This is a genomic window from Klebsiella pneumoniae, from assembly GCF_000742135.1.
Classification (GTDB): domain Bacteria; phylum Pseudomonadota; class Gammaproteobacteria; order Enterobacterales; family Enterobacteriaceae; genus Klebsiella; species Klebsiella pneumoniae.
The window spans coordinates 1,960,368-1,981,523 of record NZ_KN046818.1; the positions used below are offsets into that span (position 1 = coordinate 1,960,368).

Genomic DNA, 21,156 nt, shown 5'->3' on the forward strand with positions numbered 1-21,156 from the left:
TACGCCCTCTTTGCACTATTTTGGTGCTATTTCGCCTGCTCTCGGATAATTCCCGTTTCCTCTCTCTCTGTCTCGCCGTATTTAGCAATTTGGGTTGTTATCAAAGTGTTATGCTCAGTATGTGTTATCTTTAATGGAGACCCTGAGGAGAATCAGGGTATGCCATCCCTGAGATAAAGGAGGAGCTATGTCGTCAACCCTACGAGAAGCCAGTAAGGACACGCTGCAGGTCAACGATAAAACCTGGCATTACTACAGTCTGCCGTTGGCGGAGAAGCAGCTGGGCGAGATCAGTCGACTGCCCAAGTCGCTGAAGGTGCTGATGGAGAACCTGCTGCGCTGGCAGGACGGTGACTCGGTAACTGAAGAAGACATTCGCGCCCTGGCCGGCTGGCTGCAACAGGCCCATGCCGACCGGGAAATCGCCTACCGTCCGGCACGCGTCCTGATGCAGGACTTTACCGGCGTGCCGGCGGTAGTGGATCTGGCCGCCATGCGCGAGGCGGTGAAACGCCTTGGCGGCGATACGGCGAAGGTTAATCCGCTATCGCCGGTTGACCTGGTGATCGACCACTCGGTGACCGTTGACCGCTTCGGCGACGATGAGGCCTTCGAAGACAACGTCCGCCTGGAAATGGAGCGGAACCACGAACGCTACGCTTTTCTGCGCTGGGGGCAGCAGGCCTTCAGCCGCTTCAGCGTGGTGCCGCCGGGCACCGGTATTTGCCACCAGGTGAACCTGGAATACCTTGGCCGGGCGGTCTGGAGCGAGGAGGTGAACGGCCAGTGGATGGCGTGGCCGGATACGCTGGTGGGCACCGACTCCCATACCACCATGATTAATGGTCTTGGCGTGCTGGGCTGGGGCGTGGGCGGGATTGAAGCGGAAGCCGCTATGCTGGGCCAGCCGGTGTCAATGCTGATCCCCGATGTTGTGGGCTTTAAGCTCAGCGGCAAACTGCGCGAAGGCATCACCGCCACTGACCTGGTACTGACGGTTACCCAAATGCTGCGTCAGCATGGCGTCGTCGGCAAGTTTGTTGAATTCTACGGTGACGGCCTGGATACCTTACCCCTTGCCGACAGGGCGACCATCGCCAATATGGCGCCGGAGTATGGCGCCACCTGTGGCTTTTTCCCTATCGATGACGTAACGCTCAGCTATATGCGTCTCAGCGGCCGTAGCGAAGAACAGGTCGCGCTGGTGGAAGCCTACGCTAAAGCCCAGGGCATGTGGCGCCAGCCTGGCGATGAGCCGGTCTTTACCAGTACCCTGGCGCTGGATATGAGCAGCGTCGAAGCGAGCCTCGCCGGGCCGAAGCGACCGCAGGATCGCGTGGCGCTGGGCGATGTTCCGAAAGCCTTCGCCGCCAGCGGCGAGCTGGAGGTTAACCACCTTCAGCGTCAGCGTCAGCCGGTTGACTATACGCTGAACGGGCATCACTATTCGCTACCGGATGGCGCGGTGGCTATTGCAGCGATTACCTCCTGCACCAATACCTCTAACCCCAGCGTGTTGATGGCCGCCGGCCTGCTGGCGAAAAAAGCCGTCGAACGCGGCCTGCAGCCGCAGCCGTGGGTGAAAGCTTCCCTGGCCCCAGGCTCGAAAGTGGTGTCGGATTATCTGGCCCATGCCGGCCTGACGCCTTACCTCGACCAGCTCGGCTTCAATCTGGTGGGATATGGTTGCACCACCTGTATCGGTAACTCCGGTCCATTGCCTGAACCTATCGAAGAAGCGATCAAAAAAGGCGATCTGACCGTCGGGGCAGTGCTCTCCGGTAACCGTAACTTCGAAGGGCGTATTCATCCGCTGGTGAAAACCAACTGGCTGGCCTCGCCGCCGTTGGTGGTCGCCTATGCGCTGGCGGGGAACATGAATATCGACCTCACCCGCGAGCCGTTGGGACAGGGCAAGAATGGCGAGCCGGTCTATCTGAAAGATATCTGGCCGAGCGGGGAGGAGATTGCCCGCGCGGTGGAACAGGTCTCCACCGAGATGTTCCGCAAAGAGTACGCGGAAGTGTTTTCCGGCACTGAGGAGTGGAAGGCGATCAAGGTGGAGGCGTCAGATACCTACGACTGGCAGGAGGACTCGACCTATATTCGCTTGTCGCCGTTCTTTGACGAGATGGGCGCCGAGCCGCTGCCGGTAGAGGATATTCGCGGCGCGCGGATCCTCGCCATGCTGGGCGACTCAGTCACCACGGACCACATTTCGCCGGCGGGGAGCATCAAAGCCGATAGTCCGGCAGGCCGCTATCTGCAGGAGCATGGGGTTGCCCGGCGCGACTTTAACTCCTATGGTTCCCGTCGCGGTAACCATGAGGTGATGATGCGTGGCACCTTCGCCAATATCCGCATCCGTAACGAAATGGTCCCAGGGGTGGAAGGGGGCATGACCCGCCATCTGCCGGATCCTGAACCGATGGCGATCTACGATGCGGCGATGCTGTACAAGGCTGAGGGCACACCGCTGGCGGTGATTGCCGGTAAGGAGTATGGATCAGGTTCCAGCCGTGACTGGGCGGCGAAGGGGCCGCGCCTGCTGGGGATTCGGGTAGTGATCGCCGAGTCCTTCGAGCGTATCCACCGTTCCAACCTGATCGGAATGGGCATTTTGCCGCTGGAGTACCCGCAGGGCGTCACCCGCAAAACGCTGCGGTTGACCGGGGAAGAGCGGATTGATATTAGCAATCTGCAGTCGCTTCAGCCTGGCGCTACGGTGCCGGTGACCCTGACTCGCGCTGACGGCTCGCAGGAAGCGATCCCTTGTCGGTGCCGTATCGACACGGCGACCGAACTCACCTACTACCGCAACGACGGCATCCTGCACTACGTTATTCGTAATATGCTGTGAAACAAAGGGCCAGCATCGCTGGCCCTTTTTCGGTTATTCCACCGGTTTATTCTGTCGGCTTGCTGTTCAGCAGATGGCCCATCTTGGCGGCTTTGGTGTCCAGATAGTGAGCGTTTTTCGGGTTACGCCCGACGATCAGCGGCACCCGCTCCACAATGTTGATCCCGGCTTCGGTAAGAATTTCCACTTTTTTCGGGTTATTGGTTAATAACCGCACCTGCTCAACGTTGAGCAATTTGAACATGTCGGCGCACAAGGTGAAATCGCGCTCATCGGCGGCGAAGCCAAGCTGATGGTTCGCTTCGACAGTGTCGTAGCCCTGATCCTGCAGCGCGTAGGCGCGGATCTTATTCAATAAACCAATGTTGCGTCCTTCCTGGCGGTGATAGAGCAGGATCCCCCGACCTTCTTCAGCGATATGCGACAGAGCCGCTTCCAGTTGAAAGCCGCAATCACAGCGCAGGCTAAACAGGGCATCGCCCGTCAAACACTCTGAATGTACGCGGGCGAGGACCGGCGACTGCCCTGATATATCGCCATATACCAGCGCGACATGATCCTGTCCGGTTGCCAGTTCTTCAAAACCCACCATCAGGAAATCGCCCCAGGGGGTTGGCAGTTTGGCTTCTGCCACACGTTTAAGCTGCATGTGATTCTCCAGATTCTGTCAGCACCTGACTGTGCTTTCTGTTTCCCGCTATTTTGCCACAACGCCTGGACGTTCTCCTAATCGCGAACGGTTAGCCGTGTGGAAAGCGCACAAACGATCTACTTTCCGCTATGATGTTCATCTACAAGGAGAAGGAGAGAAAATGCTGTTGATAGCCCGACGAACTGCTCTCGCGGCGGCGCTGCTGCTGGTTATGCCCCTCACGGTCTGGCTTTCCGGGTGGCTGTGGCAGCCTGGACTGCCGGTTGCCATGTTGAAAAGCCTGTGGTGGGTGACGGAAACGGTGACCCAGCCGTGGGGAATTATCACTCATGTCGTGCTTTGCGGCTGGTTCCTCTGGTGTCTGCGCTTTCGGCTGCGCGCGGCGTTGATCCTGTTCCTTATCCTTGCCGCCGCTATCCTGGCGGGACAGGGGGCGAAATCCTGGGTCAAGGCGCGGGTCCAGGAGCCGAGACCGTTCGTCATCTGGCTGGAAAACACAAGGCAGGTGCCGGTGACGCAATTCTACGCGTTAAAGCGTAAAGAACGCGCTAAACTGGTGCATGAACAGCTGGCGCAGGCGCAGGACATTCCGTCATTTTTACGCAAACACTGGCAGAAGGAGACAGGGTTTGCTTTCCCGTCAGGTCACACCATGTTTGCCGCCAGCTGGGCGTTACTCGCTGCGGGGCTGCTGTGGCCGCGTCGCCGCTGGGGCACAATCGCGGTGCTGCTGGTGTGGGCGACGGCGGTGATGGGCAGTCGCCTGGCGCTGGGCATGCACTGGCCGCTGGATCTCATCGTCGCCACGCTGATCTCCTGGCTGCTGGTCACGGTGGCCTGCTGGCTGACGCAGCGCCTTTGTGGGCCGCTCTCGCCGCCCGGAGAAGAGGCGCAGGATATTAAAAAACGGATGCCTGAAGCGGAATAATGTTGATTTTAGCGGCATCCGACCGCATATCCTGAAGAGTTGCCATGCTTTTTCATTCCACCGCTGCGGCGAAAATGATACTTTATAGGGCTGAAAGCGGGCTTTTTTCGCGCAACCCACATAACGGGAAGTCATGTGAAATATTTACTCATTTTCTTACTGGTGTTAGCAATCTTCGTCATTTCAGTGACGCTGGGGGCGCAGAATGACCAACAGGTCACTTTCAACTATTTACTCGCTCAGGGTGAATTCCGCATATCGACGCTGCTGGCGGTGCTGTTTGCCGCGGGCTTTGCCATTGGCTGGCTGATCTGCGGCCTGTTCTGGCTGCGGGTGCGTGTCTCACTGGCGCGCGCGGAGCGGAAAATTAAGCGTCTTGAGCATCAGATTGCCCCCGTCAGCCCGGCGGCTGTCGACGCAGGCGTGCCTGCGGTGAAGGAATAACCTCTTATGCTGGAGTTGTTGTTTCTGCTTTTACCCGTTGCCGCCGCTTACGGCTGGTACATGGGGCGCAGAAGTGCACAACAGTCCAAACAGGACGATGCGAGCCGCCTGTCGCGAGATTACGTGGCGGGGGTTAACTTCCTGCTCAGCAACCAGCAGGATAAAGCCGTCGACCTGTTCCTTGATATGCTGAAAGAGGATACCGGTACCGTTGAGGCGCACCTGACGCTCGGTAATTTGTTCCGTTCGCGCGGCGAAGTCGACCGCGCGATCCGAATTCACCAGAGCCTGATGGAAAGCGCGTCGTTAACCTACGATCAGCGCCTGTTAGCGGTGCAGCAGCTGGGACGGGATTATATGGCCGCCGGACTGTATGACCGCGCGGAAGACATGTTCAAACAGCTGGTGGATGAGACCGATTTCCGCCTCGGCGCGCTGCAGCAACTGCTGCAGATTTACCAGGCGACCAGCGACTGGCAGTCGGCTATTGAAGTGGCTGAACGGCTGGTGAAGCTAGGGAAAGAGAAACATCGTGGCGAAATCGCCAACTTCTGGTGCGAACTGGCCCTGCAGCAGATGGCAGCCAACGATCTGGATAAAGCGATGGCGTTGTTGAGAAAAGGCGCCGCTGCGGACCGCACCAGCGCCCGGGTATCGATCATGATGGGCCGGGTGTGGATGGAAAAGGGCGACTACGCCAAAGCGGTGGAGAGCCTCGAGCGGGTTATCGATCAGGATAAAGAGCTGGTGGGTGAAACGCTGGAGATGCTGCAGACCTGCTACCAGCAGCTCGGCAAAACCGATGAATGGGAAGTTTTTCTGCGCCGCTGCGTGGAGGAGAACGCCGGGGCGACCGCCGAACTGATGCTGGCGCAGATCCTCGAGCAACGGGAAGGCGTCGAAGCGGCGCAAAACTACGTCACCCGGCAGCTGGAACGCCACCCGACCATGCGCGTCTTCCATAAGCTGATGGACTACCATCTCAACGAAGCGGAAGAAGGGCGGGCGAAAGAAACCCTTGGAGTGCTGCGAAACATGGTTGGTGAGCAGGTGCGCAGCAAACCACGCTATCGCTGCCAGAAATGCGGGTTTACCGCTCATACACTTTACTGGCATTGTCCGTCCTGCCGCTCGTGGGCGACCATTAAACCTATTCGCGGTCTCGACGGCCAGTAAAGCCAAAAAAAAGCCCTCCGTTAGTTACAACATACTTATCGCTTCACTCCTCTCCAGGCGCGGCCCCGGCAGCGCCATCGTCCGGTCAGGGCAGGTACGGCAGTCTGTTATTTTGTTCGCTTCACAGGTAGAATGCTGCCCGTTTACCTTTTTTGCGCCACCCCGGCGCCCATCAACACTAAGGTCTGGTCATGACGTCTACAGCTATCCCATCTTCCCGCGCTGTCACATCCTCTCCCGTTGTGGTTGCGCTCGACTATGATAATCGCGATAAAGCGCTGGCATTTGTCGACCGCATCGACCCGCGCGACTGCCGCCTGAAGGTGGGCAAAGAGATGTTCACCCTGCTGGGCCCGCAGTTTGTCCGCGATCTGCATCAGCGTGGGTTTGAGGTGTTCCTGGACCTTAAGTTTCACGATATTCCCAACACCACCGCCCGCGCGGTGGCCGCAGCGGCTGAGCTGGGCGTATGGATGGTGAATGTCCATGCTTCCGGCGGCGCGCGAATGATGACCGCCGCGCGCGAAGCGCTGCTGCCGTTTGGCAAAGATGCGCCGCTGCTGATCGCTGTCACGGTGCTCACCAGCATGGAGTCCAGCGATCTACAGGATCTGGGCATTACCTTATCTCCGGCTGACTACGCGGCGAAGCTGGCGGCGCTGACCCAACGCTGCGGCCTTGATGGGGTGGTGTGTTCAGCCCAGGAGGCTGTGCGCTTTAAGCATGAGCTGGGGCAGGCGTTTAAGCTGGTGACCCCGGGGATTCGTCCGCAGGGCAGCGACGCTGGCGATCAGCGGCGAATTATGACTCCTGAGCAGGCTCAGGAAGCTGGGGTAGACTATATGGTGATTGGTCGCCCGGTTACTCAGTCGGCGGATCCAGCCGCGACGCTGCGGGCGATCAACGATTCTCTGCGCAAGGGGGCATAATGAGCGATTCCAACAGCCGTCTGGTCTACTCCACCGAAACCGGGCGTATCGACGAGGCGAAACCGGCGCCGGTGCGCCCGAAAGGCGACGGCATTGTGCGGATCCAGCGCCAGACCAGCGGCCGCAAGGGCAAAGGCGTCTGTCTGATTAGCGGGATTGATGCCGACGATGCTGCGCTAACCGCTCTGGCGGCAGAGTTGAAAAAGAAGTGCGGCTGCGGCGGCGCGGTGAAAGATGGCGTGATCGAGATCCAGGGCGATAAGCGGGATCTACTCAAGTCGCTGCTTGAGGCGAAAGGGATGAAGGTCAAGTTAGCCGGTGGCTGATCGCTATTTTCCCTCTGCTCCAATGGTCTGGTTGAAATAACAAGGCCGCGGTAAATGCCGCGGCCTTGAATGATTTAACGTGCGTAAGTCAATTCGTGTGAATTATTCTTTTATTTCGTCAGATAATTAAATTATTTGCCGACCTGGTGACCAATAATACCACCGACTGCTGCGCCACCCAGGGTACCGAGCGCGCTACCGTCAGTTAACACCGCACCACCGATAGCGCCGGCGCCAGCGCCGATAGCCGTGTTACGATCGCGTTTAGACATGTTAGAGCAAGCGCTCAGAGACATTGCTACAGTGACAGCCAGAACGACAGCAGCCATTTTTTTGCTCGTTGAAGTCATCATTTTTTTTCTCCTGAATAATCTATTCATGGATTACAGCGCTCCTTTAAGCATAGCCTGATAAAGCAGCTTTAGGGCAATTCCATGAAGTTAAGGTGCGCAGGTGTCACGAAAATCACGCAGGTGATAGTCACTTCCTGTTATATCGCTAATAATAATTTCTTTTTTTAAAATTTATCGTCAGGTAAAAAGTCTTAATTAGCGGCTCGGAATACTCTCAGAGCGATAAAGCGCCCCTTCCAGCGCTTTGGCAGGAGATGGGGCGGCGGAGGATCAGATGTAGGGCACGATATCGACGGTCAGGCCGCTGCGGAGCAATTGTCCGCGACAGGCGTCCGGTAAGCGATCGTCGGTAATAACGCGATTAAAGCGGCCGGCGGGACCGAGCGGATAGGGATGTACCGCGCTGAATTTTGAACTGTCGCTAAGAATAATTGCCTCACAATGCTTCTCCAGCACGGCGTTCACCACGTCCGCACGCATCATATCGCGGCCGGTAAAGCCGGTTTCCGCCTGCCAACCGTCGATCCCGATGAAGGCTTTGCTGAAATGCACCTGCTGGATGAACTGACGGGTTAGCGGACCGACCATACTCTCACTGCGTTTCTGATAAATTCCGCCCAGCAGGATCACCTCTCCTGGGGTCTCTTTCAGCAGATGGGCGATATAGCTGCTGACGGTAATGATGGTGATATCGCCGCGCTCGGCCAGCGTACGCGCCAGCAGGGCATTGCTGCTGCCGTTTTCGATAAATACCGTTTCACCGGTATTCACTAGCGCCGCAGCCCGGCTGGCCAGCTCACGCTTAATGGCGAAATGGGTCATCATGCGGGTTTCGACATCTTCGCTGTCCAGCGGTACGGCATAGCCATGAGTACGGCGCAAATAGCTCTGCTTTTCCAGCAAATTCAAATCCTGACGAATAGTAACCTCAGAGACACCGGTCATCTTCGCCAGATCGGCGACGCTCATGCGGCCTTTATCGATGACCACTTGCAAAATACTTTGTTGTCGGGCGTTCATAGCAACATCACTGTTAGGGGGCTATATGGCGAGCAACCGGTCCATATGGCCGGCTGCGGCATGGCTGATATTCAGATTTCCCAGGGCGCCTTGGGTTGGTTTTGTTGTTCAGCATCGTCCGCCGCCAGCGCCAGCAGCTCCGCTTTGAGGATCTCCAGATTATGGATCGCAGAATGGTAATCACCGGCAACCAGAATATCCAGCACGGTATCGATACGTTGAGCGAGCAGGTGGGCATTCACATCTGACATGGCATTATCCTGGTAACAAAAACGAATGAAATCAATGATGCTAAAAATGAATGAAAAAGAGAAGCGAAAAAAACGCACAACCTTAATCGGTGCGACGGAAATGGCTGGATAGAGAGGAAAGAAGCAGCGGTTCCCGCAGGAACCGCTGTGAAGGGGCGTCAGACCGCCGGACGCGCAATAATGCTGCGGGTTTCCATGCGAACTTCAGCGATAGTGACATCGATAACGTCAGTCACTTTATAGACTACTTCACCTTTGATCTGCACGGTACCGTTCTCCTGGCTGCACACCAGTTCGTCGCGCACGGCGTGGAGGAACGGGGCCGGAATAAAGGCGACCGCGCCATTGTCCACCAGACGCACGCGCATCCCGCCGCGGCTGACGTCGATGATCTCCGCCGCGAAGCGGGTATCGGTCCCGGCTTTATCGTTGAGGAAACGGGCGTACAGCCAGTCGGCGACGTCGCGCTCGGCCATCCGGTTGAGACGACGGCGCTCCGCCATCTGCACGGTGGCTTCATCCTGGGGACGCGCAATGGTCTCGCCTTTAATGATGGCTTTCAGCAGACGGTGGTTGATCATGTCGCCATACTTACGGATCGGCGAGGTCCAGGTGGCATAGGCTTCAAGCCCAAGACCAAAGTGCGGGCCCGGCTCGGTGCTGATTTCCGCAAACGACTGGAAGCGGCGAATGCGGCTGTCGAGGAAACCGGTCGGCTGAGCGTCCAGTTCCCGGCGCAGCTTGCAGAACCCTTCCAGGGTGAGCACTTCCGTCGGGTCGACGTGCACATCATGGGTTTTCAGCAGGGCGGCCAACTGCTCGGTGTTCGCCGGGTCGAAACCGGTATGAACGTTATAAACGCCGAAGCCGAGCTTGTCGCGCAGAACGCGGGCGGCACAGATGTTGGCGGCGATCATCGACTCTTCGACAATGCGGTTGGCAATGCGACGCGGTTCCGCGACGATATCCAGCACTTCGCCTTTTTCGCCGAGAAAAAAACGGTAGTCCGGACGGTCTTTGAACACCAGCGCATGGGTCTGACGCCATTCGCTACGACGCTGGCACACGTCCTTCAGCAGCGTAATTTGCTGCGCGATCGCCTCGCTGTCCGGCTGCCAGCTGCCGCGGCCTTCCAGCCAGTCAGAGACGTCGTCATAGGCCAGCTTGGCTTTCGATTCGATGGTGGCGGCAAAGAACTCGATATTGTCTTCGATGGTGCCATCGGCCGCCAGGGTCATCCGGCAGGCCAGCACCGGGCGCACTTCGTTAGCGCGCAGGGAGCAGAGATCGTCTGACAGCTCGCGCGGCAGCATTGGAATGTTGAAGCCCGGCAGATAGTTGGTAAAGGCGCGCACTTTTGCGGCGTTATCCAGCTTGCTGCCTTCGGCAATCCAGGCGGTCGGGTCGGCAATGGCGACCGTCAGCAGCAGTTTGCCATCAGCAGTGGACTCGGCATACAACGCATCGTCCATATCTTCGGTGCTGGCGCTGTCAATGGTGACGAAGTCGAGGGTGGTTAGGTCGCGGCGCGTCAGCCCCTCGTCGAGCATCTCGGTGGCGACGCCGTCCGGTGCCTCTTTCTCAAGATTATGGCGCGCCAGGGTTACCCACCATGGGACGAAGTGGTCGTCGCTAAAAGTGATGAACTGGGTCAACTCCGCGTAAAACCCGCGGTCGCCTTTTAATGGATGACGGCGCATCTCGGCGACGGCCCAGTCACCCTGTTTAAAATCGTGCTCAACGCCGCGGGCGGCGCGGCAGGGAATGGCGTCTTTCAGCAGCGGATGGTCAGGAACGATAGCGAGGCGATCGTCTTTCTTCTGGACTTTACCGACAAAACGAGTCAGGAAAGGCTCAACCAGCGATTCCGGCTCGGCGCTTTCGCGTTCTTTTTCAGAATGGATCACCGCGACGATACGGTCGCCATGCATCACTTTTTTCATCTGCGGCGGCGGAATGAAGTAGCTCTTCTGAGCGTCCACTTCGAGGAAGCCAAAGCCCTTTTCCGTGCCCTTAACGACCCCTTCCGCGCGCGGCGTCTGGGAATGCAGTTGCTGTTTAAGCTGCGCTAGCAGCGGGTTATCCTGAAACATAATTAGGTATTTTCGTGGCTAAAAGAGCGGCTGACATTTTTACGCGAATATGCCTGCCGCAGCAAGCGCTGTTTCAGCAATTTACGTCTGCTGACGCACATTGCCGAGGGCGATTTTCAGACGATTCATCCATCCGCACAGCCCGCTCCAGATCAACAGATAGATTGCTTGTTGCTCAGAGAGTCGATATTCCGCGAGGGGCGTTAACTGGGCGGCGCTAAACCGGTCAGGCGAGCGGGTTAACAGCTGCACCGCGGTCACGAGAGACCGGGCCTGAGGATGCTGCTGGAGCCAGTGATGGAGGGCCTGGTCGCCCTCCCGCAGATGGCTGGCGAACTCCTCTTCACCCTGCCAGTGGGGGAGCCAGGCGTCAAAGCAGGTGGGGCTGCCATTGGTGCGCGCCGTGAGTAAGGCGACCTGCGGGCCAAAGGTATCATCCGTGCTGAGCTGGCGGATCAAGGTCTCCAGAGGCGCGAATAACTGTGGGTCGCAGGCCAGCAGCGGCGCCAGCTCGCCCAGACCGGGCAGCGACTGCCAGCCGGCGATGCGCCGCTGACGCTCATCATCGGCATACTGCAGGTCGGGATCCGCAATGTCTGCCTGCCATGCTCCCGGCGGCGGGGCGAACAGCTCCGCGGGTGCCTCCTCTTGCTGGGGCATACCGGGGATCCAGCGCACCGGATAGCCCTGGGCCGCCTGCAGGACGGCAATCGCCCGCGCCTGGAAGCCGACGAATCCGATAATCTGGTTGAACAGAATAATGTCCCGACTGGTTAAGCCCACTTCGTCCAGCTGGCTACGGGAGAGAGCGTTAATAACCGAGGGCGAACCGGCAAGCTGACGAGCATATTGCGTGATTTGCGCCAGACGACGGTTGCTCTCGCGCGAGGAGTCGGGGCCTGGCAGGGGAGCAAGGCGGGCGGCGTAGTGGTTACACAGCCGCTGGACGCCGTAGACCTGGGCGACGGTGAGCGCGGTGCTGAGTCGATCGTAAGCGGTAAAGGTCTGCAGGCGACTCACCGCCACCTGGTCGGGAAACAGCAGTTCGGCCAGCTGGCGTGCGGGGTGTAGCCAGTCAGCGTGGGCACGTAGCCAGGCGGCCGGCAGCGTCAGGTCCAGCAAAAAGCGGTCTTCAACATGGGCGGCTTCAGGGACGAGCGGCAGGACATCCACCGGGCAGATTGTTGACTGGGTTTCGTGATACCAGTGATTTTTGCCATTCACGCGGCGTGGCTCCATGGGCTTTCCTTGTTCGGTATGTGGCGAACCGCCGTTCCGCGGATCGTTTATGCAGAACTATCCTGGCGTAACCCGGAAGCAGGAGAAAATATTGATACGTGCTAACAAATAGCCGATTGGAATAACAGGTGGGGTGTAAGGCGTGGGGGAGGGAAGAACCCTCCTCACCGGGGCGAGGAGGGGAAGGAACTTATTTCAGTTCCAGCTCGTTCATGGCGGCGATATTGAACCCGCCGTCAACGTGAACGACTTCACCGGAGATCCCCGCAGACAGGTTGGAGCACAGGAAGGCTGCGCTGTTACCCACATCTTCAATGGTGACGGTGCGACGGATCGGGGTGACCGCTTCGCAGTGCGCCAGCATTTTACGGAAATCTTTAATACCGGACGCGGCCAGCGTACGGATAGGACCGGCAGAGATGGCATTGACGCGAACGCCTTCCGGACCCATGGCGTTAGCCATATAGCGGACGTTTGCTTCCAGAGAGGCTTTGGCCAGACCCATCACGTTATAGTTCGGGATCGCGCGCTCTGCGCCCAGGTAGGAGAGCGTCAGCAGAGCCGAACCCGGGTTCAGCATGCCGCGGCAGGCTTTGGCCATTGCCACGAAGCTGTAAGCGCTGATGTCGTGCGCGATTTTAAAGCCGTCGCGAGTGACAACGTCAACGTAGTCGCCGTCTAACTGGTCAGCCGGGGCAAAACCGATTGAGTGGACGAAACCATCGAATTTTGGCCAGACTTTTTCCAGCTCGGTGAACAGCGCGGTGATGCTCTCATCTTCAGCAACGTCGCACGGCAGCACAATGTCAGAACCCAGCGCGGCAGCAAACTCTTCTACGCGACCTTTCAGTTTCTCATTCTGATAGGTGAATGCCAGTTCCGCGCCTTCGCGGTGCATTGCCTGCGCGATGCCGTAGGCGATGGACAGTTTGCTGGCGACGCCAGTGATCAAAATGCGCTTACCGGAAAGAAAACCCATAGCTTTAATCCTTATCGTTATTGCTTATTTTTACTTTAACAATCATAACGTTAACATTGTTATTTCAAAATAACTCAAATTTAGCCGGGAATTATATCCCACTGACGACCCCTTGTGTCACGATATTTTTCAGCCGGTCCGCGCCGCGCGGGGCAAAAGTACATCGCGATAGCTGCAGTATATCATCTCTCCTGACGATTATTTGAGCGCGATCTCCGCCAGCAGCAGGCGTCCATTGCTGCCCACGGGACGCAGATTCCGCGGGGATCCACCGCGCCAGCAGAGGCCGCTGCCGGCCGCGCAGCGTCGCCCGGCCAGATCCCACTCGCCTTGTAGAACATAAGCGACCCCCTCGCTGGCAGGGCATTGCAGGTCGCTAACGACCTGAACTGTCGCCGACGCGCGCCCGCGCTGAGTCATGATATTGAAGTCCAGCCCTGGCGCAACGATCCCGACGCTGGACAGCGCCCATTCGCCGGGGAAAGCCCACGGCTGCCAGACGCCAGCGGTTGGTCGATATTCTCGCCACACAGCCGTAGCGGCTGCCCCGCCAGCAGAGTAATGACTCGGTCGACGCCAGGAAAGGGGGAGAAAGGGCCATCCGCCTGCAGGGTGGCAATACTCGCTCGCCAGAGAAAAGGGGCATCTGGAGCGGGTACGCAGATGATTTCGCGCGTCTCTCCGCCGCCGTTTTTCCACGGCGTGACGGGGAGCGTCGAAAGTTGAAAAGGGACCATCATGGGCAGCATACCTTAGTTAATCGCTTCCGGCGTCAACAATAAGTACCGCCTTGAGCTAGTTTAGTAACTTTCTGCAATACAAATATTTTACATATTCGTCACAAAATGAGAGTGCATGCAAGGCGGTGAGTTGTCAATGCTTGTATATACAAGAACGATTGAATGAGGTGATATTAATAACTTGAGTGAGGAACCTATGTCTTCGTTTTCGTCTACAGACGGGCAGTCAAAGAGCAATTATGCTGGAATGAGTGAAAGGCGGTCGATTGATTACATCCCGGAAAGCGAACGGCATGGACACCCTTTTAGCCAGTTCACCCTTTGGTTTGGCGGCAATCTGCAAATTACGGCGATTGTCACTGGCGCTTTAGCCGTTGTGCTGGGCGGCGATGTAGTGTGGTCTCTGGTCGGGCTTCTGGTCGGTCAGATGCTGGGGGCGGCGGTGATGTCTCTGCATGCGCTGCAGGGACCGCGACTGGGACTTCCGCAAATGATCCTTAGCCGCGCCCAGTTTGGGGTTTTTGGCGCGGTGGTGCCGCTGGTGCTGGTTTGCGTCATGTATATCGGTTTTTCTGCCAGCGGCACCGTATTGGCCGGGCAGGCAATGGCCAAACTACTGAATATCAGCCACGTAGCCGGGATGCTGATATTCAGTGCGATTATTATCGTTATCGCCGTCCTCGGTTATAAGGTGATCCACAAGCTGGGCAAACTGGCGAGTATCGTCGGAATTCTCGCCTTCGTTTATATGTTCATCACGCTGCTACTTTCGGCCGATCTCAGTGCGCTCGCGCACAATAACCATTTTTCGCTGCCGACGTTTTTATTAGCCGTATCGCTCTCCTCATCGTGGCAGATCGCTTTTTGCCCCTATGTATCCGACTATTCGCGCTACCTGCCACGCGATGTTTCCGCCACGAAAACGTGGTGCTCAGTGTTTTTCGGCACCGTATTGGGTACCCAAACGTCGATGACGCTCGGGGTTCTGACAGTGGCCATTGCCGGCAGCGCGTTCCCTGGTCACGAGGTGAGCTATCTGGTGGGATTAGGTAAGAGTCAGGCGATGGCCATGGTTATCTATTTCGCCATCTGTTTTGGTAAAATTACCTTCACTACCCTCAATGCGTACGGCAGCTTTATGTCGCTGACCACCATTGTTTCCGCCTTCCGCCGGCAAACCGTGCTGTCGCAAAAGTGTCGCATTGCATTCGTGGTGCTGATGGTGACGGCTTCCTGCATTATCGCGTTGCTTAGCGAACCCGCTTTCTTAAAGCATTTCACGCATTTTCTTCTGTTTCTGCTGGCGTTCTTCGTGCCGTGGAGCGCCATCTGTCTGACGGATTATTATCTTATCTCGAAGGGCGCCATCGATATTCCGGCGCTAAGCGACCCGCAGCAACGCTACGGGTTCTGGAACCTGTACGCGATCACCCTGTATATCGTCGGTGTGCTTATCCAGTTGCCGTTCATTGAGAACCCGTTGTTCCATGGTTCGCTCACGTGGATCTTCGCCGGTAACGATGTCTCATGGATAATAGGCTGGTTTGGCACCGGGGTTCTTTACTACGCGCTGCGCCGCTTTGACCGCCGGTCGCTGCCGGCGCAGAGTCTTTTCCCTTCCACCTGAATGACAAGGGCGGCGTGAGGGCCGCCCCTGCCGTTGCCTGCCAGCTATTTCCCGTCTTTGCGCCAGGCGTCGGCGGTGAGGGCTTCCCCGAAGTGGCCGGCGATCAGGCGCCGGGTCAGGTCGTGCAGCGGCGAGGCCAGCACATCGGCAGTGCTGCCGCGCTCGACCACTTCGCCGTTATGCATCACCAGCACCTGATCGCTGATGTGTTTCATCATTCCCAGGTGCTGAGTGACATAGATATAGGAGATGCCCTGTTTCTCCTGCAGCTCCAGCATCAGGTTGATAAGCTGGGAGCGCATCGACATATCCAGCGAGGCCAGCGCCTCATCGCAGACGATAACCTTCGGGCGCAGGATCAGCGCCCTGGCGAGGCCGAGACGCTGCTTCTGACCGGGCGCCAGCATATGAGGGTAGTAGCTGACGTGGTCCGGCAGCAGACCGACCATGCGCAGGGTGTCGATTATCTGCTTCTGCCGCGCCTCGGCGTCGAGATCGGTATTCAGTCGCAGCGGAAAATCGAGGATCTGCGAGATGCGCTGACGCGGGTTCAGCGAGGTCGACGGATCCTGAAAGATCATGCGAATCTTCTGACTGCGGTAGGAGTAATCCCCAAAAGTCAGCGGATGATCGTCAATCAGCAGTTCGCCGCTGGTGGGTTCCACCATGCCCGCCAGCATCTTCGCGAGGGTCGATTTCCCGGAGCCGTTCTCGCCGATAATCGCCAGCGTCTGCCGTTCGCGCAGGGTAAAACTCAGCGGTTTAACCGCCTCAACCGTCTGACGGTGAAACCAGCCGGTGCGGTAGCGAAAGGTCTTACTGAGTTGGCGAACTTCCAGCAATGTTTCGACCATTTCACTCTTTCTCCATGTTCAACGGGAAATGACAGGCGTACAGATGGTTGCGCGCCCCGGTAAGACGCGGCGTTTCGATACACTCGCGCTGGGCGTACGGGCAGCGCGGCCCCAGCCGACAGCCGATAGGCAACTGCTCCAGTAGCGGGATCGCTCCAGGCAGGGTGTTGAGGCGACTTTTATGCGGCATGGCGCTACCGAAATCCGGGATCGCGCGGATTAACGCCTGGGTGTAGGGGTGATGTGGGAGGGTGATCAGCTCTTCGCTGGGCCCACTCTCCACCGTCTGCCCGCAGTACATGACGTTGATTTTATCCGCCCATTTGCTGAGCATTTGCAGGTCATGGCTGATCAGCAAGATGGTGGTGTTGTTGTTCTGGTTGAGCCGCGTCAGCAGGCGAATAATCTGCGCCTGGGTGGTCGGCTCCATGGCGTTGGTCGGCTCGTCGGCAATCAGCAGACGCGGCTGGTTGGCCAGGGCGATGGCGATCATCACCTTCTGGCACTCGCCCTCGGTCAGCTGATAGGGGAAGCTGCGCATGGCATCTTTGTGATCTTTAATGCCGACGCGGTGCAACAGCTCGATGGCCCGGCGCTTGCGCCAGCCCAGCCGTTGCCACCAGCGGCCCTTGTAGGTCCAGCCGGGGATACTCTGAATCAGCTGCTGGCCGATGCGCTCAGAGGGATCGAGGCACGACTGGGGCTCCTGAAAAATCATCGACACGTTATGGCCGATCAGCTTCCGGCGCTCGCGGTTCGACAGTCGCAGCAGGTCGATGTCATCGAAGCGCATGCGGTCGGCCGTGACCCGCCAGTTGTCTTTGGTCACGCCGCAGATAGCTTTGGCAATAAGGCTTTTCCCGGAGCCGGATTCCCCCACCAGGCCGCGGATTTCGCCTTCGGTCAGCGTCAGGCTGACGCGATCGACGGCTTTTACCCAGCCTTCGCTGGTTTTAAATTCAATGGTTAAGTGACGAATATCGAGTAACGGCATTATTCTACCCCGGCAATGATCGCCCGGCGAATACCGTCGCCCAGCAGGTTGACCAGCAGTACGCTGAGCATAATCGCCGCCCCGGGGAGCATCACGGTCCACGGCGCCACATAGATAAGCTCCAGCGCATCGCCCAGCATGGCTCCCCATTCCGGCGAAGGCAGCTGGGCGCCGAGATCAAGAAAGCCCAGTGCGGCAATATCCAGAATGGCCATCGACAGGGCGCGAGTGATCTCGGTCACCAGGCCGGAGGCGATATTGGGCAGGATGGCGAACAGCAGAATATTCAGCGTCGAGGCGCCGTCGAGGCGGGCGGCGATGATGTACTCTTTCTCCAGCTCATCGTGGACCATGCTGTAGACGGAGCGCACCATGCGCGGCAGCAGCGCCAGCCAGACGGCGAACATCGCATGGCTCAGATGCGGCCCGGCAAAGGCGACGACGATAATCGCCAGCAGCAGCGAGGGGATCGAGAGCAGGGTGTCGAGGATATGGTTCATCACCGCCGAGCGCAGGCCGTGGGTCGATCCGGCAATCACGCCCAGCACCAGACCAAACAGCGTGGCGCCGAGGGTGACGACAAAAGCGCCGCCGACGGTGGGCGCCGCGCCGCTCAGCAGTCGGCTCAGCACATCGCGGCCGAGGTCATCGGTTCCCAGAAAGAAGGAGACTTCGCCATAGCGCGACCACGACGGCGGCAACAGCTGGTAGCCGAGGAACTGCTGGTCGATGCCGTAGGGGGCGAACCAGCCGCCGAAGACGCAGAGCAGCAGCAGGCCCGCGCAGCCGTACAGACCGATCATCGCTGTGGTGTCGCCATAGAACTTACGCCATACGGTGCGCAGCGCGCCGGGCGGACGCTTTTCCAGATAAACGCTATCGTAGGGCATACCATTCCTTATGTTTCAGTGGGTTAGCCATGGCACCGAGAATATCGGAAATTACGTTGACAATAATCACCAGCGCGCCAATCACCATCACTCCGGCGGAGATCGCCGCGTAGTCCTGCTGGCGAATAGCGTTGATCAGCCAGCGGCCTAGTCCAGGCCAGCTGAACACCATCTCAGTGATCATCGCCAGGGTGAGCATGGTGGAAAACTGCAGGCCGAGACGCGGGATCACCGGCGGCAGGGCGTTGTGCAGCACATGGCGCAGTAGAATTTTGCGTCGCGACACGCCGCGGGTGGCGGCCGCTTTTACATAGTTAGTGTCATACACCTCGCTGGTGCTAATGCGCATCAGGCGGATCACTTCAGTGGTGGGGGCGACCGCCAGGGTCAATACCGGCAGCACCATATGCCGGGCGGCGCTGACGATCATCTCATGGCGCCACGGCGAGTCCGAAAGCCAGGCGTCAATCAGCGCGAAACCGGTGACGTTTTTCACCTCATACAGCAGATCGAAGCGACCGGAGACCGGAAGCCAGCCGAGGGTCAGGGAAAAGAAGAGGGTCAGGAGCAGGGCCAGCCAGAAGACCGGGATCGAGAAACCGACCAGCGCGACGGCGCTGATCAGGGTATCGGGCCATTTATTGCGCATTACGCCGGCGATCATCCCCACCGGAATGCCTATCAGCAGGGCAAAGCCGAAGGCGAGGATGCACAGCTCCATGGTCGCCGGGAAAACCTCGCGCAACTGCTCAGAAATCAGCTGGCCGTTAATGCTGGAGACGCCGAAATCCCAGTGCAGCACCCCTTCAAACCAGAACAGCCACGCATTCCACAGGGAAGCGCCCTGCAGTGGGGCATGAGGGGTGAAATAGCTCAGGCTGAAACCGACAAAGGTCAGAAAAAAGAGAGTGATCAGCAGCAGCAGCAGACGGCGCAGGGTAAAAATAATCATGGCTTCTTCACCTCTTCGGTATTTTCCCGCGATACGCCAGCGAACGAAGCGTTACCGAAAGGGCTGAGCACCAGGCCTTTCATATCATAGCGGTAGGCCTGCAGCCGCAGCGACGAGGCCAGCGGCAGGACCGGCAGTTCGCGGGCGAGGATCCGCTGCGCCTCTTTGTAAGCGTCCATCCGCGAGGAGAGCTGCTGCGAGAGCAGCGCTTTTTGCAGCACGTCGTCAAACTCCCGGTTACACCAGTGGGCAAAGTTGGTTTGCGAGGCGATGGCCGCGCAGCTCAGCAGCGGTCGGAAGAAACTGTCCGGATCGTTACTGTCCGTCGCCCAGCCGGAGAGCGTCAGGTCGTGGCTCATGTCCATCAGGCGCGCCTCCTGGAAACGTCCCTCTACCGGCACAATAATCACCTTAACGCCAATCTGCGCCATATCCGCCTGGATAAGCTCCGCCGTTTTCAGCGGGCTGGGATTCCACGCCTGCGAGCTGGTGGGCACCCACAGCTTGAGGGTCAGGTTTTCCAGCCCCAGGGCTTTCAGGCGGGCGCGGGCCTCCTGCGGATTATATTCGGTAATTTTAGCGTCATTATCGTAGGCCCACGAGGCCCGCGGCAGCATGGACGCCGCCGTCTCCGCGGTGCCATAGTAGATGGACTGCATCAGGCGCTGGTTGTTAATCGCCAGCGCCAGCGCATGGCGCACCTCAGGGTTATCCAGCGGCGGCTTGGCGGTGTTGAAGGCCAGCCAGGCGATGTTCATTCCCGGGCGCAGCGTCAGGCGCAGGCGCGGGTCGTCACGCAGGATCGTCAACTGGCTGGCGGCCGGCCAGGCCAGCACGTCGCATTCTCCGGTCAGCAGTTTCGACAGGCGGCCGGTGCCGCCGGAGCCAAGGTCGACCACCACCTGGGGCATCAACGGTTTGCCGCGCCAGTAGCCGGGGTGGCGCTGCAGGCGAACATATTGTCCGGAGCGGTAATCGGATAGCTGGAACGGGCCGGTGCCAACCGGCTGGCGATCCAGTTGCTCCTGGCGGTCGTCCTGCGTTAAGCGGGCGGCATATTCGGCAGAGGTAATTGACGCATAGTGGGTGGCCAGATGCCAGAGGAACGAGGCGTCCGGCCGCTTGAGGCGAAACTCCACGGTCTGATTATCCAGCTTGCGGACGCTCTCCACGCTGTCAGCAAACTGCAGACTGTCGAAGTAGGGGAAGCTGCTGCCGTTGACGTTGTGCCACGGATGGTCGCGGTTAAAAATACGGCCAAAGGTAAAAATGACGTCATCGGCATTAAAGTCCCGCGTCGGGGTAAACCACGCCGTGCGTTGAAACGGGACGTGGCGGCGCAGGTGAAAGCGGTAGGTGGCGCCGTTATCGAGAACTTCCCAGCTCTCCGCCAGCTCGGGGACCAGCCGGTAGGTATAGGGATCGACGTCAAGCAGACGATCGTAGATCTGAGCGGCCAGCGTATCGACAATCAGGCCGCTGCTGACTTTCTGCGGATTAAAGGTATTAACCTGGCCGCTGACGCAATAGACGAAACCGCTATCGCGGATATCGGCGCGGTCGGGGAGCGCAGGGGCGGCAAAAGCTGGCCCACACAGCAGGGAAACGGCTGCCAGGAGAGATGACAATTTCAGGCGCATATTTTCTGTTTGATTATAGAGCTGAACTCTATCTTATTAAGATTAATAGACATTCACCACCGCCTTCAACAAGCCTGAGGGATAATGCGGTTACCGGGTGCGTATAGTATTCAGTCAATTGATTAAAATAGTCGCGGAACCGAGTCTGTATAGTGAAACATGGTAACTTTTTATCGCCGATATCGCCAGTCAGCTCTGTTTGGCCGCGG

The 21,156-nt window shown here is 58.3% G+C and carries 19 protein-coding genes and 1 pseudogene; 7 read left to right on the top strand and 13 right to left on the bottom strand.

The window, feature by feature from the left end:
* The first annotated feature begins 187 nt into the window (after positions 1-187).
* Positions 188-2,860, top strand: a complete 2,673-nt coding sequence (acnA, locus tag DR88_RS16040) for an aconitate hydratase AcnA (RefSeq protein ID WP_004148117.1) — start codon at positions 188-190, stop codon at positions 2,858-2,860.
* A 46-nt stretch (positions 2,861-2,906) separates the two neighbouring features.
* On the opposite strand, the gene ribA is transcribed toward acnA, so the two are convergent.
* Positions 2,907-3,509, bottom strand: coding sequence for a GTP cyclohydrolase II (gene ribA / locus DR88_RS16035; RefSeq protein ID WP_002901778.1), 603 nt, complete (start codon positions 3,507-3,509; stop codon positions 2,907-2,909).
* A 163-nt stretch (positions 3,510-3,672) separates the two neighbouring features.
* Here ribA and pgpB point away from each other — a divergent pair, with 163 nt between their 5' ends.
* From pgpB to yciH, 5 genes are all read left to right on the top strand, one after another.
* Positions 3,673-4,440, top strand: coding sequence for a phosphatidylglycerophosphatase B (gene pgpB / locus DR88_RS16030; protein ID WP_002901779.1), 768 nt, complete (start codon positions 3,673-3,675; stop codon positions 4,438-4,440).
* 135 nt (positions 4,441-4,575) lie between these two features.
* Entirely contained in the window at positions 4,576-4,884 is a 309-nt protein-coding gene (locus tag DR88_RS16025) for a LapA family protein (protein WP_002901780.1), read from the top strand.
* A 6-nt stretch (positions 4,885-4,890) separates the two neighbouring features.
* Positions 4,891-6,060, top strand: a complete 1,170-nt coding sequence (lapB, locus tag DR88_RS16020; protein WP_004148120.1) for a lipopolysaccharide assembly protein LapB — start codon at positions 4,891-4,893, stop codon at positions 6,058-6,060.
* A 191-nt stretch (positions 6,061-6,251) separates the two neighbouring features.
* The gene (pyrF, locus tag DR88_RS16015; protein WP_004151907.1) at positions 6,252-6,989 is read left to right on the top strand and encodes an orotidine-5'-phosphate decarboxylase; all 738 of its coding nucleotides are present in this window, start codon (positions 6,252-6,254) and stop codon (positions 6,987-6,989) included.
* A complete protein-coding gene (gene yciH / locus DR88_RS16010) occupies positions 6,989-7,315 on the top strand; it encodes a stress response translation initiation inhibitor YciH (protein ID WP_002901782.1) in 327 nt (108 codons plus the stop codon). The genes pyrF and yciH overlap by 1 nt, the downstream gene beginning before the upstream one ends.
* 131 nt (positions 7,316-7,446) lie before the next feature.
* Here yciH and osmB read toward each other — a convergent pair whose 3' ends face one another.
* From osmB to DR88_RS0125595, 7 genes and pseudogenes are all read right to left on the bottom strand, one after another.
* Positions 7,447-7,665: an osmotically-inducible lipoprotein OsmB gene (gene osmB / locus DR88_RS16005; RefSeq protein WP_002901783.1), complete on the bottom strand. Its 219-nt coding sequence runs from the start codon at positions 7,663-7,665 to the stop codon at positions 7,447-7,449.
* Positions 7,666-7,938: 273 nt separating this feature from the next.
* A complete protein-coding gene (gene yciT, locus DR88_RS16000; RefSeq protein ID WP_009309096.1) occupies positions 7,939-8,688 on the bottom strand; it encodes a DNA-binding transcriptional regulator YciT in 750 nt (249 codons plus the stop codon).
* A 71-nt stretch (positions 8,689-8,759) separates the two neighbouring features.
* On the bottom strand, positions 8,760-8,939 hold the full coding sequence (locus DR88_RS15995; RefSeq protein ID WP_002901786.1) for a YciZ family protein: 180 nt from the start codon (positions 8,937-8,939) through the stop codon (positions 8,760-8,762).
* Between the two features lie 158 nt (positions 8,940-9,097).
* Positions 9,098-11,032, bottom strand: coding sequence for an exoribonuclease II (locus tag DR88_RS15990; protein WP_004148122.1), 1,935 nt, complete (start codon positions 11,030-11,032; stop codon positions 9,098-9,100).
* Positions 11,033-11,113: 81 nt separating this feature from the next.
* Positions 11,114-12,271 carry a carboxymuconolactone decarboxylase family protein gene (locus DR88_RS15985; RefSeq protein ID WP_004148123.1) on the bottom strand — a complete coding sequence of 386 codons (1,158 nt, stop codon included), beginning with the start codon at positions 12,269-12,271 and terminating at the stop codon, positions 11,114-11,116.
* Between the two features lie 190 nt (positions 12,272-12,461).
* Positions 12,462-13,250: an enoyl-ACP reductase FabI gene (fabI, locus tag DR88_RS15980; protein ID WP_004140277.1), complete on the bottom strand. Its 789-nt coding sequence runs from the start codon at positions 13,248-13,250 to the stop codon at positions 12,462-12,464.
* 198 nt (positions 13,251-13,448) lie between these two features.
* Positions 13,449-13,990: pseudogene (locus tag DR88_RS0125595) on the bottom strand (HutD/Ves family protein).
* Between the two features lie 247 nt (positions 13,991-14,237).
* Between DR88_RS0125595 and DR88_RS15975 the strand changes: the two are divergent.
* Positions 14,238-15,617, top strand: a complete 1,380-nt coding sequence (locus tag DR88_RS15975) for a purine-cytosine permease family protein (RefSeq protein WP_020324868.1) — start codon at positions 14,238-14,240, stop codon at positions 15,615-15,617.
* A 44-nt stretch (positions 15,618-15,661) separates the two neighbouring features.
* Here DR88_RS15975 and sapF read toward each other — a convergent pair whose 3' ends face one another.
* The 5 genes from sapF to sapA are packed head-to-tail and all read right to left on the bottom strand — an operon-like array spanning position 15,662 to position 20,947.
* Positions 15,662-16,471, bottom strand: coding sequence for a putrescine export ABC transporter ATP-binding protein SapF (gene sapF / locus DR88_RS15970; protein ID WP_004140269.1), 810 nt, complete (start codon positions 16,469-16,471; stop codon positions 15,662-15,664).
* A gap of 1 nt (position 16,472) precedes the next feature.
* Complete coding sequence (gene sapD, locus DR88_RS15965) at positions 16,473-17,465, bottom strand: putrescine export ABC transporter ATP-binding protein SapD (RefSeq protein ID WP_004140266.1); 993 nt, start codon at positions 17,463-17,465, stop codon at positions 16,473-16,475.
* Positions 17,465-18,355 carry a putrescine export ABC transporter permease SapC gene (sapC, locus tag DR88_RS15960; protein ID WP_004151901.1) on the bottom strand — a complete coding sequence of 297 codons (891 nt, stop codon included), beginning with the start codon at positions 18,353-18,355 and terminating at the stop codon, positions 17,465-17,467. The genes sapD and sapC overlap by 1 nt, the downstream gene beginning before the upstream one ends.
* Entirely contained in the window at positions 18,342-19,307 is a 966-nt protein-coding gene (gene sapB, locus DR88_RS15955; RefSeq protein WP_002901816.1) for a putrescine export ABC transporter permease SapB, read from the bottom strand. The genes sapC and sapB overlap by 14 nt, the downstream gene beginning before the upstream one ends.
* The gene (gene sapA / locus DR88_RS15950; RefSeq protein ID WP_002901817.1) at positions 19,304-20,947 is read right to left on the bottom strand and encodes an ABC transporter substrate-binding protein SapA; all 1,644 of its coding nucleotides are present in this window, start codon (positions 20,945-20,947) and stop codon (positions 19,304-19,306) included. The genes sapB and sapA overlap by 4 nt, the downstream gene beginning before the upstream one ends.
* Positions 20,948-21,156: the final 209 nt, after the last annotated feature.

Excerpts from the sequence above, each read along its gene's own strand:
- yciT (WP_009309096.1), bottom strand. The coding sequence starts at position 8,688 with ATGAACGCCCGACAACAAAGTATTTTGCAAGTGGTCATCGATAAAGGC.
- osmB (WP_002901783.1), bottom strand. The coding sequence starts at position 7,665 with ATGACTTCAACGAGCAAAAAAATGGCTGCTGTCGTTCTGGCTGTCACT.
- pyrF (WP_004151907.1), top strand. The coding sequence starts at position 6,252 with ATGACGTCTACAGCTATCCCATCTTCCCGCGCTGTCACATCCTCTCCC.
- acnA (WP_004148117.1), top strand. The coding sequence starts at position 188 with ATGTCGTCAACCCTACGAGAAGCCAGTAAGGACACGCTGCAGGTCAAC.
- ribA (WP_002901778.1), bottom strand. The coding sequence starts at position 3,509 with ATGCAGCTTAAACGTGTGGCAGAAGCCAAACTGCCAACCCCCTGGGGC.
- DR88_RS15975 (WP_020324868.1), top strand. The coding sequence starts at position 14,238 with ATGAGTGAAAGGCGGTCGATTGATTACATCCCGGAAAGCGAACGGCAT.
- sapD (WP_004140266.1), bottom strand. The coding sequence starts at position 17,465 with ATGCCGTTACTCGATATTCGTCACTTAACCATTGAATTTAAAACCAGC.
- sapC (WP_004151901.1), bottom strand. The coding sequence starts at position 18,355 with ATGCCCTACGATAGCGTTTATCTGGAAAAGCGTCCGCCCGGCGCGCTG.
- sapF (WP_004140269.1), bottom strand. The coding sequence starts at position 16,471 with ATGGTCGAAACATTGCTGGAAGTTCGCCAACTCAGTAAGACCTTTCGC.
- fabI (WP_004140277.1), bottom strand. The coding sequence starts at position 13,250 with ATGGGTTTTCTTTCCGGTAAGCGCATTTTGATCACTGGCGTCGCCAGC.
- DR88_RS15985 (WP_004148123.1), bottom strand. The coding sequence starts at position 12,271 with ATGGAGCCACGCCGCGTGAATGGCAAAAATCACTGGTATCACGAAACC.
- DR88_RS15995 (WP_002901786.1), bottom strand. The coding sequence starts at position 8,939 with ATGTCAGATGTGAATGCCCACCTGCTCGCTCAACGTATCGATACCGTG.
- sapB (WP_002901816.1), bottom strand. The coding sequence starts at position 19,307 with ATGATTATTTTTACCCTGCGCCGTCTGCTGCTGCTGCTGATCACTCTC.
- pgpB (WP_002901779.1), top strand. The coding sequence starts at position 3,673 with ATGCTGTTGATAGCCCGACGAACTGCTCTCGCGGCGGCGCTGCTGCTG.
- lapB (WP_004148120.1), top strand. The coding sequence starts at position 4,891 with ATGCTGGAGTTGTTGTTTCTGCTTTTACCCGTTGCCGCCGCTTACGGC.
- yciH (WP_002901782.1), top strand. The coding sequence starts at position 6,989 with ATGAGCGATTCCAACAGCCGTCTGGTCTACTCCACCGAAACCGGGCGT.
- DR88_RS15990 (WP_004148122.1), bottom strand. The coding sequence starts at position 11,032 with ATGTTTCAGGATAACCCGCTGCTAGCGCAGCTTAAACAGCAACTGCAT.
- sapA (WP_002901817.1), bottom strand. The coding sequence starts at position 20,947 with ATGCGCCTGAAATTGTCATCTCTCCTGGCAGCCGTTTCCCTGCTGTGT.